This window comes from Streptomyces ortus (assembly GCF_026341275.1).
In the GTDB taxonomy this organism is placed as follows: domain Bacteria; phylum Actinomycetota; class Actinomycetes; order Streptomycetales; family Streptomycetaceae; genus Streptomyces; species Streptomyces ortus.
In genome coordinates, this window is the sequence record NZ_JAIFZO010000002.1 from 1239144 (window position 1) to 1253368 (window position 14225).

Here is a 14225-nt window from a genome sequence, read left to right on the forward strand (position 1 = left end):
GCCATGTCCGGGCGGTAACAGCTCGGTAAAACAGTCCTCGGGTCGGCGAGGATGGACGCATGACGACGGTGGAACCGCTGGGCGCGGTGCGCGAGCGGGTACTCAGCTCGCTGCGGCAGGAAATCATCGCCGGGCGGCTGCTGCCCGGCGACCGGTTGGTCGAGCGTGAGCTGGCCGAGCGGTTCGGGGTCTCCCGGGTGCCGGTCCGCGAGGCGATCCGGGCCCTGGTCACCGAGGGTTTCGTCCTCTTCGAGACCCCGCGCCGCACGGTCGTACGCCGACTGACCCGCACGGACGTCGCGGAACTCTTCGAACTCCGCGAGGCCCTTGAGGTGTACGCCACCGGGCTCGCCGCCCAGCGCGCCACCCGGGCCGACCTGGCCGAGCTCGACGAACTCCTCGACCGCGCGTCGGACGCGACCGACGCCGACGACGCGGAGGCGATCACCGACATCAACACCCGCTTCCACGACCGGATCCTGGCGATGGCCGGAAACAGCCTGCTGATCTCCGTGATGGAACCGGTCGACGGCCGCCTGCGCTGGCTCACCCGCCAGAACGAGGAGTGGCCGCAACTCCTGGCCGAACACCGGGAGCTGTACGCGGCCATCGCCTCCGGCGACCGCGAACGGGCCCGCGCCCACGCCCTGGCACACGTCCAGGCGAACTACCGCTCGACCGTGCGCCACCTCTTCGGCGCCACAGCCGCGGACACCACCGAATTCACCGGCCCCACTGACACCCCTGATACCGGTATAGGTACCGCTGCCCATACCGCTGGCGAAGGAGAAGCGTGACTGCCCGTACGGCGATCGGTGCCGCGAGGACCCGGCCCTGCACGCTCGTCGTCTGCCGCGGCTGCTGCTGCGGCGACGCGCGCAAGTACCCCGGCTACGACCACGACTGGCAACTGGACCGCCTGCGCGCCGCAGCCGACGCCTCCGGTGGGCGCCTGGCGATCCGTACGGCGGACTGCCTCGGCCCCTGCGACCAGGCCAACATCATCGTCGTCCAGCCGTCGGGCGAGGGCCGCAGGCGAGGCGGCCGGGCCGTCTGGATCGGCTGGTCGATGGGCGACGACTGCACCGACGAGATACTCCGCTGGGCGGAATCCGGCGGCCCCGGCATCACCGCTCCCCCGGCATCCCTTGAGCTGCAGTTCGTCCGGTCGGCGGGCGAACGGGACCGGGCGCGCCGGTAGGTGTGGCTGGGCGGGCGGTCCCCCGCGCCCCTCAAGCGGGGCGCCGCCCCGGATCGGCTACGGAGTTACGGGCAGCCCCGCCGTCCGGGCCGCCGTACGCAGCACGTCCCTGAGCATCTCCGGGGTCAGCCGACCCGTGAAGGTGTTGCGCTGGCTGACGTGGTAGCAGCCGAAGAGGTGGAGGGGCCGGACGTCCGGGCCCTCCAGTTCGACCCGTGCTCCGTGCGCGAAGGCCGGGCGGGGCCGCGGCACCTGCCAGCCCGCCTCGGCGAACGCGGGCAGCGCCGCCTGCCAGCCGAAACCGCCGAGGACGACGACCGCGCGGACCGTGGGTGCGAGCAGGCGCAGTTCGTTCACCAGCCAGGGGCGGCAGGTGTTCCGTTCCCCGGGCGTCGGCTTGTTCTCGGGCGGCGCGCAGTGCACGGGCGATGTGAGGCGGACGCCGTACAGGGCCAGCCCGTCGCCGGCGTTCTCGGCCGTGGGCTGCGAGGCGAGACCCACGTCGTGCAGCGCCGCGTACAGCACGTCCCCGGACCGGTCTCCCGTGAACATCCGGCCGGTCCGGTTCCCGCCGTGCGCGGCGGGCGCGAGCCCGACCACGAGGAGCGAGGCGTCCGGCGGGCCGAACCCCGGCACCGGGCGGCCCCAGTACGTCCAGTCCGCGAAGGCGGCCCGTTTCGTGCGGGCCACTTCCTCCCGCCACTCGACAAGCCGCGGACAGGCCCGGCAGCCGGTGATCCGCCGGTCCAGTTCCGCCAGGCTGTGCTCCTGCTTCATGCCGCCACGGTATGCCCGGCGGGAACCCGGCTCCATGCGACGGAAAACGATTCCGGCGCCACGCCCGCCGAGGACTAAGGTCGGACCATGGCTCCAGGGACTCAGTCAGGGAAGCAGAGGAACGAGGCGGGACGACGCGGGAACGCCGGGCCGGATGCGGACAGCCCCACCGCTGCCGTCGGCACAGGTGCCGGTGATGCCGCCGCCGTCCGCGTCGGTGCCGGTGCCGGTGCTGGTGCCGGTTTCAGCGATTCCAGCGTCGGCGCCGGTGCCGACGACACCACCACAGCCACCCCCGCTACCGATGCCCCGCCCGTGGCCGCGACGCCCGCGGTCGATCCCGTGGCCGTCGCGAAGGCCGCCGCGCCCGCGAGCGGCGAGACCGTGCGCGTCGACAGCTGGATCTGGTCCGTGCGCCTGGTGAAGACCCGCTCCATGGGCGCCACTGCCTGCCGTGGCGGCCACGTCCGGGTGAACGGCGAGCGGGTCAAGCCCGCGTACGCCGTCCGCGTCGGTGACGAGGTCCGCCTCCGGCACGCGGACCGGGAGCGGATCGTCATCGTCAAGCGCGTGATCCGCAAGCGGGTGGGGCCTCCGGTCGCCGCCGAGTGCTACGTCGACAACAGTCCGCCGCCCCCGCCCCGCGAGGCCGTCGCCCCCGCGGGCATCCGCGACCGGGGCACGGGCCGCCCCACCAAGCGCGACCGCCGTGAGCTGGAACGCCTGCGAGGTCTCGGGGCGCCGGAGTAGCCGGGCGGCGGCGACCACTCGTCCCCCGCCCGTCCCCCACGCTCGGCGCCGGTCAGCCGCAGAGCGCACTCGTCCCCCCACGCGTCCCGTACTCATCCCGCGTCTCAGGACCGGCGCCGCAGAAGCCTCGTCAGTTCCGCGGTCCGACCCCGGCGTGCCCAGGCGATCAGTGCGAGCGGCACGATGAGGATGAGCGGGGTCGCCGCGTACTCCCCGTCGAACACGGTGACCTGGGTGATGAACGCGCCCACCATCAGTGCGCTCAGCGACACGGCGGCCACGGAGGCCAGCACCGGTATCAGCAGCGCGATGCCGCCGGCCAGTTCGAGAAGTCCGATGGTGTACATCCCGGCGCTGCCCCAGCCGATCTCGTCGAACGACTCGACCGCCGAGGAGTGCGCGACGAGCTTGGGCAGCGCGCTCGCGAGGACGTAGAAGAGGGCGAGCAGTACCTGCAGCCCCGCGAGCGCGAGACGGGCACGGCGTCCCCGGGCGGTCGGGGTAGCGGCGGCGGGAACGGTGGTCTCGGACATGGGGTTCTCCTGAGTTCTTCGGATGCGACGGCTCGCGTCGCTGTCACAGAGGTAGACCGGCCCGCCTTCCCGAACTCATCGCTCCACGACCACGCACCCCGCGGACCGACCAGGTCACGTCTCCAGCGGCACCGCCCGCACCCACACCCGGTCCTCCGTGAGATAGCGGTCGACCCGCAGCCCCGCCTCTGCCAGCGCCCCCTCGAACTCCTCCTTGCTGAGCGGCCGGGCGCGGAACGTCTGTGTCCACACCGCGTCCGGGAACACATACTCGGCCCGCACCGAGTTCACCCCGTCCCCCACCGGCTCCGCGGACAGCATCCGGATCGTGAACCCGCTCGGATCGAGCCGCTCGCGCGGCAGGTCGGTGTGGTAGTCCTCGCCCTCGCGCTGGATCAGCACGCAGCCGCCGTCCGCGAGATGGCTCCGGCAGACGTCCAGCATCGCGCGCCGGACCTCGACGTCTCCGGCGTGCACGAGGAACGACGCGAGCATCACCACGCCGAATCTCTCGTCCAGGTCGAGCGTCTCGATGGCGCTGCGTATCGTCCGCGCCCCTCGTACCCGCGCCAGCATCTCGGCGGACTCGTCCACAGCGGTCACCGTGAAGCCCCGCTCCAGGAGCGGATGAGTCATTCGCCCCACGCCACTGCCCAGTTCGAGGATGTGCGCCCCCGCCGGCACCGCCGAGGCGATGATGTCCGGCTCGTCCCCGACGGACAACCGCGAGTACAGCTCCACCGCGCAGCCGTCCGGTGTGATGGCACCGGGCCCCGTCCCCTCATATCCCTCGCGCATCTCGATCGTCATACCCGCCCAACGGCCCGCGCTCGCACGGTCGTTCCCCACCCAGGGCCTTCTCACCCGTTCGAGTGAGACGCGGCCGGGCGACGAGGCCGGTGGCCCGCGGGAGCCGTGGTCCTGTCAGCCGGCGGTCACAGCGCGAACCATCCGTGGCCGCCGTACCAGTGACCGCCCGCCCGCAGATGGTCCCCCACCGCCCGCTCCACGCCGGTGCGCCGCGGAAGGTCCGCCACGGGCAGCTCGGGGTCACCGAAGACGAACGCGACGGGCGCCTTGTCGTCGGCCTTCGTCTCCTCGTGGGCGATCCGGAACCGTTCCTGGAAGCGCACGATGTTGGAGTCGGTGGGCAGATAGCGCGTCAACTGCCGGTCGAGCAGCCACGAGTGGCAGACCGCCACCGCGTAGTGCTCCTCCGGGTAGTGGCGTGCGAAGAACTCCCGCGCGCGGTCCAGCGACCGGTCGCAGGCCTCCGGCGACAGCGGTCCCGTGAAGTCGGCGATGTGCAGACTCAGACAGGGCTCACCGGGCCGTGTGCCGAGCCCCGCGTCCGCCGCCGCCTGACCGGTCCGCCCGCCCAGCCGGGCGCGCTGGAACTGCAGCCGCCCCAGTTGGTACAGCTCCCCGTGGAAGTGCAGACCGATCCACCAGGGCACCAGCAGCCCCGTCGTCCCGGTGCGCCGCCGGTGCACGGCCAGATTCCGGCCCAGGTCGGCGAGGGTGCGCCGGGACACGTCCACCGGGATGTCCCGCTGCCGGTGGTAGGCACGCACATACGGCAGCGCGGCGATGAAGACGAACACCTGGAAGGTTCGGCCCAGCGCACCGGTGGACTCCGGGAACGCCGGCGGTTCCCAGCCCCCGCCGATCACCCCCATGTCGCGTACGAACCGGTCGACGCACAGCGAGAGCAGCGTCATCGCCTGCGGGTCCGCCACCAGCCGGGCGCGCAGGGCGACCAGTTCGTTGACGCACTCGTGCGGCACGGCCAGGTCGAGCAGCACGTCGGGCAGGTCGACCGCGTCGGGCAGGGTCGCCTCCGTACGCGGTGCGCCCCCGCTCTCCAGGTCCCTCAGCCATCCGGCGAGCTTCTCGTCCGCCCGCAGCTCCTCCACCAGCACAGCCGCTCCCCGTCCGCTCGCCAGCCCGCCCCAGGTGAAATGCGCACTACGAAGAGTACGTTTTCCCGGTGGTCGTGGTGATCCCAACGCGTACAGACAGTGAAGCGACAACCGCGCACAGTGCGCCGCGAACGCGTCCGAGCCCGAGCCCGAGCGGGCGGCGTCGCCACCCGAACCCTGAAGTGGCCCGGCTCAGGAACGTGCTCCACTCCCGGAGCGGGCTGCGCTCAGGAGTCGAACCGTGCCGCGGCCAGGTACTCCGGCTGCGGGTCGAGCGCCGCCGCGAGCCGGAAGTGGCGCTTGGCCTGCGCCGGCTGCCCGGAGCGCTCGTACGTGCGGGCCAGTGCGAAGTGCGCGAAGGCGTTGTCCGGTTCGCGCTCCAGCACGATGGTGAACTCCAGCTCGGCGGGCCGCAACTGGGCCGCGGCGAAGAAGGCACGCGCGCGCAGCAGCCGCGCGGCCGTGTTCTCCGGGTACGCGGCGATGACGTTGTCGAGCAGCTTCACCGCGCCCCTGGGATCCCGTGCGGCGAGCAACTGCTCGGCGGCACGGAAGTCGATGACATGCGTCTCCGGAGTACGTCCGGCGAATCCGCTGGTCTCGGGCACGGCACATCCCTTCCCTCACTGCGGGGAGTCAACGCCTGGCGGACACCCACTATTCCGCGGACACCTGCTATCGCCCGGCCGCCCCGGCCCGCCGCTCAAGGTCCGCCCATACCTCCCGTACCCGCTGCCGCAGCGTCTCCAGGGGCACGTCGTTGTCGATGACGACGTCCGCGATCTCCCGGCGCTCCTCGCGCGTGGCCTGGGCCGCCATACGGGCGCGGGCGTCCTCCTCGGTCATCCCGCGCAGCCGCACCAGCCGGTCGAGTTGGGTCTCCGTAGGGGCGTCGACCACGATCACGAGGTCGTAGAGCTTCGCGAGGCCGTTCTCCGTGAGCAGGGGTACGTCGTGCACGACGACGGAGTCCGCCGCGGCGGCCTCTTCGAGCGCGCGGGAGCGGGCGCCCACCAAGGGGTGCACGATCGAGTTCAGCACGGCGAGCCGGTCGGGGTCCGCGAAGACGATGGAGCCGAGCTTCGGCCGGTCGAGGGTGCCGTCCGCGGCGAGCACCTCCTTACCGAAGGCGTCGACCACGGCGGCCAGCCCGGGTGTTCCCGGCGCCACGACCTCCCGCGCGATTCTGTCGGCGTCGATCAGCACGGCGCCGTGCTCCACGAGCAGCCGTGACACCTCGCTCTTGCCGGCGCCGATCCCACCGGTCAGTCCCACCTTCAACATGCCTGAAGCTTAGGCCCAGCCGGGGCCGAGGCCCGAAGGACCGCCGGGGAAACCACGCAACCCCCAGCCACAGCCACAGCCACAGCCACAGCCACAGCCCGCGAACGCGCTCTTCCCGTGGCGGTGACGCGCAGCCACCGCACGGAAGCGGACTACGCGTCCCCCTCCCGCTCCGCCAGGAACTTCTCGAACTCCATGCCGATCTCGTCCGCGGACGGGATGTCCACCGGCTCGGCAAGCATGTTGCCGCGCGTCTCCGCACCCGCGGCGGCGTCGTACTGGTGCTCAAGTCCCTGGATCAGGGCGACCAGTTCTTCGTCGCCCTCCTGGATCTGCCGGTCGATCTCCGTCTGCGTGCGGTGCGCCTCGGTGCGCAGCCCGTGCGCGATGCCCGGCAGGACCAGGCCGGTCGCGGCCGTGATCGACTCCATGACCGTCAACGCGGCGTCCGGGTACGGGGAGCGGGCGATGTAGTGGGGCACGTGTGCGGCGACTCCGAGGACGTCGTGTCCGGCCTCCATGAGGCGGTACTCGACCAGGGACTCGGCGCTGCCGGGCACCTGGGCCTCGTCGAAGGGGCTGCGGTGGCCGGGGACGAGGTCCGTGCGGTTGCCGTGCGGGGTGAGGCCCACGGGGCGGGTGTGCGGGACGCCCATGGGGATGCCGTGGAAGTTCACGGACAGCCGGACGCCGAGGCGCTCCACGATCTGCTGGACGGCCGCGGCGAAGCGCTCCCACTCCACGTCCGGTTCGGGCCCGGAGAGCAGCAGGAAGGGCGCGCCGGTGGCGTCCTGGACGAGCCGCACGTCCAGCGTGGGCTCCTCGTAGTCGGCCCAGCGGTCGCGCTTGAACGTCAGCAGCGGGCGGCGGGCGCGGTAGTCCACGAGCCGGTCGTGGTCGAAACGCGCGACGACCTGGTGGGGCAGCGAGTCGAGCACCCGGTCGACGATCTGGTCGCCGGTCTCGCCCGCGTCGATGTAGCCGTCGAAGTGGTAGAGCATCACAAGACCGGCCGACTCCTGGGCGAGTGCCACGTCGACCACGGCCAGGCCCTTCGGCTCCCATGCGTACAAACCCTGCGGATCAAGCACTGTGACCGCTCCTCCTCGTGTTCCTAATCGACAACACGAGCCAGGAGACGGGCATTCCCGGTTCACATCGCTTCACTGCGCCTCTTGCCGGTGGCCGGGGCGACTGCCGGGGGCGACGCACCGCGGGCCCGCACCCAATTGGGTGCGGGCCCGCGGTTACCAGCTAGCTAGCGCTGGCGGTGAGCTTTCAGCTCTGGCCGCCGGCGAGCTTCTCGCGCAGAGCGGCAAGGGCCTCGTCCGACGCCAGGGCGCCGGAGTTGTCGTCCGACTCCGAGGAGTACGAACCGCCACCGCCGCCACCGCTGCCGCCGGAGGCGGCCGGAGCCGCACCGGGGGTGGCGACACCCTCGGCCTCGGCCTGGGCGTCCGCCTCGCGGGACTTGATGACCTGAGCCTGGTGCTGCTCGAAGCGCGTCTGCGCCTCGGCGTACTGGTTCTCCCACACCTCACGCTGGGACTCGTAACCTTCGAGCCAGTCGTTGGTCTCGGGGTCGAAGCCCTCGGGGTAGATGTAGTTGCCCTGGTCGTCGTACGACGCGGCCATGCCGTACAGCGTCGGGTCGAACTCGACCGAGGCCGGGTCCGCGCCGAAGGACTCGTTGGCCTGCTTCAGCGAGAGGCTGATGCGACGGCGCTCGAGGTCGATGTCGATGACCTTGACGAAGATCTCGTCGTTGACCTGGACGACCTGCTCCGGGATCTCCACGTGGCGCTCGGCCAGCTCGGAGATGTGCACCAGACCCTCGATGCCCTCGTCCACGCGGACGAACGCACCGAACGGAACCAGCTTCGTGACCTTTCCGGGCACGACCTGGCCGATCTGGTGGGTGCGGGCGAACTGCTGCCACGGGTCTTCCTGCGTCGCCTTCAGCGACAGGGAGACACGCTCGCGGTCCATGTCCACGTCGAGGACCTCGACGGTGACTTCCTGGCCGACCTCGACAACCTCGGAGGGGTGGTCGATGTGCTTCCAGGAGAGCTCCGAGACGTGCACCAGGCCGTCGACGCCACCCAGGTCCACGAAGGCACCGAAGTTGACGATCGAGGAGACGACGCCGGAACGGACCTGACCCTTCTGCAGGGTGGTGAGGAACGTCTGGCGGACCTCGGACTGCGTCTGCTCCAGCCAGGCACGGCGGGACAGGACCACGTTGTTGCGGTTCTTGTCCAGCTCGATGATCTTGGCTTCGAGCTCCTTGCCCACGTAGGGCTGGAGGTCGCGGACACGGCGCATCTCGACGAGAGATGCCGGCAGGAAGCCACGGAGGCCGATGTCGAGGATGAGTCCACCCTTGACGACCTCGATGACGGTGCCGGTGACGATGCCGTCCTCTTCCTTGATCTTCTCGATGGTGCCCCAGGCGCGCTCGTACTGGGCGCGCTTCTTCGAGAGGATCAGGCGGCCTTCCTTGTCCTCCTTCTGGAGAACAAGGGCTTCGATCTCGTCGCCGACCTTGACGACCTCGTTCGGGTCGACGTCGTGCTTGATCGAGAGCTCGCGGCTCGGGATGACACCTTCGGTCTTGTAACCGATGTCGAGCAGGACCTCGTCCCGGTCGACCTTCACGATGACGCCGTCGACGATGTCGCCGTCGTTGAAGTACTTGATCGTCTCGTCGATCGCGGCGAGGAAGGCTTCCTCGTTACCGATGTCGTTGACCGCTACCTGCGGCGTGGTAGAGGTGGTCTCGGTGCTGCTCGTCATGTGGGAAAGGGCTCCGGTACGGACAGTGAGTCGTAGGTACTGCTTACGCCGGGAGCCCGTTTCGCTCTGAAGAAGCCGGACAGCCAAGGAAGCGCCGAATCCGGGCCGTGTTCGATGAAAACACTCGCCGGTGGCGCCTCGAAAACCGAGGGGACATACGACAGATGCGAGCGCAGCCTGCTACGTCTGAGGAGCGCAGGCCCGCAGCGCAACTTGTAGCATACGGGGGCAGCCGGACAGGGTCAATGCGCGAAGGCGCACACCCGGGGCGGATCGCCGCATACCCGGCACAGGACCCTTCTGGCGGCAGCCGTACGTCAGGCAACGCCGTGGGGTCACGCCGATTCCGTGGTGCCACTTTCGTGACCGCCGCCAGGACGGACCGCACGGAAGTGATCGCACATTAATACGAGGGAGCCGATCATCCAAGAGCCCGAACCGACCGAGCCCGAGGCGACCCGACGCGCGGCCGGCGGCACCGAGAGTTCCCGTGCCAATCGCGGCTGGTGGGACCGGAACGCGGACGACTACCAGGTGGAGCACGGCACGTTCCTCGGCGACGACCGTTTCGTGTGGTGCCCCGAGGGGCTCGACGAGATCGAGGCCGAGCTGCTGGGCCCGATGGAGGACCTGAAGGGCAAGGACGTCCTGGAGATCGGCGCGGGGGCCGCCCAGTGCTCGCGCTGGCTGGCCGCCCAGGGTGCCCGTCCGGTCGCCCTGGACCTCTCGCACCGGCAGCTCCAGCACGCGCTGCGGATCGGCGCCGACAGCGTCCCGCTCGTCCAGGCGGACGCCACGACGCTGCCCTTCGCGGACGGCTCCTTCGACCTCGCGTGCTCCGCGTACGGGGCGCTGCCCTTCGTCGCCGAGCCCGTGCGGGTCCTCCGGGAGGTACGGCGGGTGCTGCGGCCGGGCGGCCGGTTCGTCTTCTCCGTCACGCATCCGGTCCGCTGGGCCTTTCCCGACGAGCCGGGCCCCGAGGGGCTGAGCGTGGCCTCCTCGTACTTCGACCGCACGCCGTACGTCGAACAGGACGAGGACGGGAACGCGGTGTACGTCGAGCACCACAGGACGGTCGGCGACCGCGTCCGGGACGTGGTGGCGGGCGGTTTCCGGCTGGTCGACCTGGTCGAGCCCGAGTGGCCCGCCTGGAACACCCAGGAGTGGGGCGGCTGGTCGCCCCTTCGGGGAAACCTGATCCCGGGCACGGCGATCTTCGTGTGCGAGCGAAGCGAGACGGGGGCACCCCCGGCCGCAGGCTGGGAGAGGGACTGAGCGAGTGCCCCGTACCGAGCTTGCGCCCCGTACCGAGCATGCGCCCCGCACCGGGCGAGTGGCCCGCACCGGGCAAGTGATCGTGTGATCCGTCATGACGCCCTGGACCTGCTGCCCGTACGCGGCGCGCTGCCCGGTCTGAGGGACGCCCTTGAGGCCCATGGCGCCGCGGTGCTCGTCGCGCCGCCCGGCACGGGCAAGACGACCCTCGTGCCGCTGGTGCTCGCCGGGCTCGTCGGCGGGGAACCGGCACGGCGGGTCGTGGTGGCCGAGCCGCGCCGGATCGCGGCACGGGCCGCCGCGCGCCGGATGGCGTGGCTGCTCGGTGAGAAGGTCGGCGAGAGCGTCGGATTCACCGTCCGCGGGGAACGGCTGGTCGGGCCACGCGCGCGCGTGGAGGTCGTCACCACCGGGGTGCTGCTGCAGCGGCTGCAGCGGGACCCGGAACTGGCGGGCGTCGACGTCGTCGTGCTCGACGAGTGCCACGAACGCCATCTGGACGCCGACACGGCGGCGGCGTTCCTGCTGGACGTCCGGGCCGCCCTGCGCCCCGAGCTGCGGCTGGTGGCCGCTTCGGCGACGACCGACGCCGAGGGGTGGGCCCGACTGCTCGGCGACGTGCCCGTGGTCGAGGCGGCGGGCGTCTCCCATCCGGTCGAGGTGGTGTGGGCTCCGCCCGTGCGCCCGGTGCGGCCACCCCATGGGATGCGGGTGGATCCGGTGCTGCTGACCCATGTGGCGTCGGTGGTGCGCCGGGCGCTCGCCGAGCGGGACGGGGACGTCCTGTGCTTCCTCCCCGGGGTCGGGGAGATCGCGCGGGTCGCCGGGCAGCTCGGCAACCTCGGCGATGTCGAGGTGCTGCAGGTGCATGGGCGGGCCCCGACGGCCGTGCAGGACGCGGTGCTGTCCGGCGGTACGCGGCGCCGGGTGGTCCTTGCCACGTCGGTGGCCGAGTCGTCGCTGACGGTTCCGGGGGTGCGGGTGGTCGTGGACTCCGGCCTTGCGCGCGAACCGAGGGTGGACCACGCGCGCGGCCTGAGCGCGCTGACGACCGTACGGGCCTCGCAGGCCGCCGGCCGGCAGCGGGCCGGGCGGGCGGGGCGCGAGGCTCCGGGGGCGGTGTACCGGTGCTGGACGGAGGCGGAGGACGGGCGTCTGCCGCGTTTCCCCTCGCCGGAGATCAAGGTGGCCGACCTGACGGCGTTCTCCCTCCAGGCGGCCTGCTGGGGCGATCCCGACGCGTCGGGGCTCTCTCTCCTCGATCCGCCGCCGGCGGGCGCCATGGCGGCGGCACGGGGCGTCCTGGAGGCCGTCCGCGCGGTGGACCCGGACGGGCGTCCGACGGATCGGGGGGTACGGATGTCCCGGCTGGGCCTGCATCCGCGGCTCGGGCGCGCGCTGCTGGACGCCGGGGCGTCCGTCGGTGGCGAGCCGGCGGCCGAGGTGGTCGCGCTGCTCAGCGAGGAGCCGCCGCGGTCGTACGGCGATGACCTCGCCGTCTGTCTGCGGACCGCCCGCCGTGGGGGTGACGCGTATGCCGGGCGCTGGCGGGCGGAGGTTCGGCGGCTGCGCGCGGTGGCGCCCGCGGCTGGGCGGGGCGCGACGGGAGGTGGCTCCGCCGGGGCCGGTCGCGCCGTTCCCCGCGCCCCTGAAGGGGCGCCCTCCGCCCAGGAGGGTGAGGTCGATCGGGTGGTCGGACTCGTTGCCGCGCTTGCCTTTCCCGAGCGGGTTGCCCGGCGGCACGGCGGGTCCTTCCTCATGGTGGGCGGGACCCGGGCCGAGGCCGGGGAGGGCAGTGGGCTGCGGGACGCCTCCTGGCTCGCCGTCGCGGTCGCAGACCGGCCGGTGAACGCCGGGCACGCGCGCGTGCGACTCGCGGCCGTGATCGACGAGGAGGTCGCGCGCGAGGCGGCGGGAGCCCTGTACGCGGAGGGTGACGAGGTGCGCTGGGACGGCGGGGACATCGTCGCGCGGCGGGTGCGGCGGCTGGGAGCCGTGGAGCTGGCGGTACGGCCGTTGCACGACGCCGACCCCGCACGCGTACGGGAGGCGTTGCTCGAAGGGCTGGCGGCGGAGGGGTTCGGGCTGTTGCGGTGGTCCCGGGACGCCGAGGTGCTGCGGCAGCGGCTCGGGTTCCTGCACCGGCAGCTCGGCGCCCCCTGGCCCGACGTGTCGGACGACGCGCTCCACGCGCGCGTGGACGAGTGGCTGGAACCGGAACTGGGCCGGGCACGACGGCGGGCCGACCTGGAGCGCGTCCAGGCCGGACAGGCGCTGGGCCGGCTGCTGCCGTGGGCGTCCGGGGAGGCCGCCCGGTTCGACGAGCTGGCGCCGGAGCGGTTCGAGGTGCCGAGCGGGTCCAGGATCCGGATCGACTACACGGATCCCGAGCGGCCGGTGCTCGCGGTGAAGCTGCAGGAGATGTTCGGGGCGCAGGAGTCGCCGACGGTCGCGGGAGTGCCCGTACAGGTGCATCTGCTGTCGCCCGCGGGGCGCCCGGCCGCCGTCACCTCGGACCTCGCGTCCTTCTGGAAGGACGGCTACCGGAGCGTACGGGCGGAGTTGCGCGGGCGGTATCCGAAGCATCCCTGGCCCGAGGACCCGGCGGGCGCGCGGCCCACCCGGCACACGAACGCGCGCCTCAGCAGGGGCTGAACCGCCTCAGGCGCGCCGCCTCACGCACTCAGCGGTTCGGGCTCCGGAGTCCGGGCCGGTGACGGGTCTCCCGGGCGGCGGCTGCGGGCCTCCAGGTAGAGGGAGAGCGCCAGGAGTCCGACGCCCAGGACGAGGAAGCCCCAGGGCAGGTACGTGGACATCAGCGCGACAAGCAGTCGCTGGGACTTGACCAGGTCGACGGTCGAGCGGATGTAGTCCTCGCGCATCTTCACGTGTCCGGCGAAGGCGGTCACCTTCTCGCGGTCGCCCAGGAGGGTGCCACCGCGCAGTTCCTCGCGGTGGATCTCCTCTCCGTAGACGGGCGCTCCGGTGACGGGTTCGACCCAGAACTTGCGGACCGTGGTGTACCAGCGGGTGGTGCCCGTCTTCGCGACCGACTCCGCGGTGATGCCTTCCACGGGCATGACCTTCGGGAAGGGCACCTTGGTCCAGGGGATGGTCTGCTCGAAGTAATAGACGTCGACACCCCGGAAGTTCTGGGTGCCCTTGTAGTGGATGGGTTCGGTGATCCGGGCCTGCGCGTCGAAGTACTCGTAATCCCTCTTCTCCGTGAGGAAGGGCCACTTGAACTCGATGCCCTCGCGCCGCACGGGGTCGCCGTCGACGCTCTCGCCGGTGGCGTGGACGGGTTCCTGGGTGTGCGCGTCGAAGATGTACCGCTCCGGGATCTTGGAGACCATCTCGCCGTCGGGGCCCTGGACGTAGGAGAGGCCGTCCCAGACGACGACATCGCGGTTGGCGGTCCGCTCGATCCTCTCGGATGCCTCGACGTTGCCCTTGAGGGTCTGCACGACGGTGACCTTGTCGACCTTCTTGGCGGTCATCGAGCCGTAGTCGAGGAGGGTCGCGTCCTTCGCCTCCAGGACCATGTCCTGGTACTGGCCGGCGGGGATCTTGGCCACGCGCGGGAAGGCGTACCAGCGCAGCAGCGGGGACAGCGCCGCGAAGAACACGGCGAGGGCGAGCAGGATCAGGCTGGCCTTGCGGCGCATCTCGGCGGCCCTCCCGGTG

Annotated in this window: 14 protein-coding genes; 5 read left to right on the forward strand and 9 right to left on the reverse strand. The window is 71.8% G+C overall.

The window, feature by feature from the left end; genetic code table 11:
• The first annotated feature begins 59 nt into the window (after positions 1-59).
• Complete coding sequence (locus K3769_RS08765) at positions 60-797, forward strand: GntR family transcriptional regulator (protein ID WP_267025868.1); 738 nt, start codon at positions 60-62, stop codon at positions 795-797.
• Positions 794-1201, forward strand: a complete 408-nt coding sequence (locus K3769_RS08770; protein WP_267025869.1) for a (2Fe-2S) ferredoxin domain-containing protein — start codon at positions 794-796, stop codon at positions 1199-1201. The genes K3769_RS08765 and K3769_RS08770 overlap by 4 nt, the downstream gene beginning before the upstream one ends.
• 57 nt (positions 1202-1258) lie before the next feature.
• Here K3769_RS08770 and K3769_RS08775 read toward each other — a convergent pair whose 3' ends face one another.
• Positions 1259-1978, reverse strand: a complete 720-nt coding sequence (locus K3769_RS08775) for a uracil-DNA glycosylase (RefSeq protein WP_267025870.1) — start codon at positions 1976-1978, stop codon at positions 1259-1261.
• A gap of 87 nt (positions 1979-2065) precedes the next feature.
• Here K3769_RS08775 and K3769_RS08780 point away from each other — a divergent pair, with 87 nt between their 5' ends.
• Positions 2066-2728: an RNA-binding S4 domain-containing protein gene (locus K3769_RS08780; RefSeq protein WP_282566134.1), complete on the forward strand. Its 663-nt coding sequence runs from the start codon at positions 2066-2068 to the stop codon at positions 2726-2728.
• Between the two features lie 104 nt (positions 2729-2832).
• On the opposite strand, the gene K3769_RS08785 is transcribed toward K3769_RS08780, so the two are convergent.
• The 7 genes from K3769_RS08785 to rpsA all read right to left on the reverse strand — a co-directional run bounded on the left by K3769_RS08785 (position 2833) and on the right by rpsA (position 9263).
• Entirely contained in the window at positions 2833-3261 is a 429-nt protein-coding gene (locus K3769_RS08785) for a DoxX family protein (protein ID WP_267025871.1), read from the reverse strand.
• 114 nt (positions 3262-3375) lie between these two features.
• Positions 3376-4059: a class I SAM-dependent methyltransferase gene (locus K3769_RS08790; RefSeq protein WP_267031295.1), complete on the reverse strand. Its 684-nt coding sequence runs from the start codon at positions 4057-4059 to the stop codon at positions 3376-3378.
• Between the two features lie 137 nt (positions 4060-4196).
• Positions 4197-5183: an acyltransferase domain-containing protein gene (locus tag K3769_RS08795; RefSeq protein ID WP_267025872.1), complete on the reverse strand. Its 987-nt coding sequence runs from the start codon at positions 5181-5183 to the stop codon at positions 4197-4199.
• A gap of 227 nt (positions 5184-5410) precedes the next feature.
• The gene (locus tag K3769_RS08800; protein ID WP_107017579.1) at positions 5411-5791 is read right to left on the reverse strand and encodes a tetratricopeptide repeat protein; all 381 of its coding nucleotides are present in this window, start codon (positions 5789-5791) and stop codon (positions 5411-5413) included.
• 67 nt (positions 5792-5858) lie between these two features.
• Entirely contained in the window at positions 5859-6467 is a 609-nt protein-coding gene (gene coaE, locus K3769_RS08805) for a dephospho-CoA kinase (protein WP_267025873.1), read from the reverse strand.
• Between the two features lie 152 nt (positions 6468-6619).
• Entirely contained in the window at positions 6620-7558 is a 939-nt protein-coding gene (locus K3769_RS08810; RefSeq protein WP_267025874.1) for a PAC2 family protein, read from the reverse strand.
• Positions 7559-7745: 187 nt separating this feature from the next.
• On the reverse strand, positions 7746-9263 hold the full coding sequence (rpsA, locus tag K3769_RS08815) for a 30S ribosomal protein S1 (protein WP_107017577.1): 1518 nt from the start codon (positions 9261-9263) through the stop codon (positions 7746-7748).
• 402 nt (positions 9264-9665) lie between these two features.
• Here rpsA and K3769_RS08820 point away from each other — a divergent pair, with 402 nt between their 5' ends.
• Together K3769_RS08820 and hrpB are read left to right on the forward strand one after the other, a co-directional pair.
• Complete coding sequence (locus K3769_RS08820; RefSeq protein ID WP_267031296.1) at positions 9666-10538, forward strand: class I SAM-dependent methyltransferase; 873 nt, start codon at positions 9666-9668, stop codon at positions 10536-10538.
• Between the two features lie 84 nt (positions 10539-10622).
• Positions 10623-13193, forward strand: coding sequence for an ATP-dependent helicase HrpB (gene hrpB / locus K3769_RS08825; RefSeq protein ID WP_267025875.1), 2571 nt, complete (start codon positions 10623-10625; stop codon positions 13191-13193).
• A gap of 20 nt (positions 13194-13213) precedes the next feature.
• Here hrpB and pgfA read toward each other — a convergent pair whose 3' ends face one another.
• The gene (gene pgfA, locus K3769_RS08830; protein WP_267025876.1) at positions 13214-14206 is read right to left on the reverse strand and encodes a cell envelope lipid trafficking protein PgfA; all 993 of its coding nucleotides are present in this window, start codon (positions 14204-14206) and stop codon (positions 13214-13216) included.
• Positions 14207-14225 lie beyond the last annotated feature (19 nt).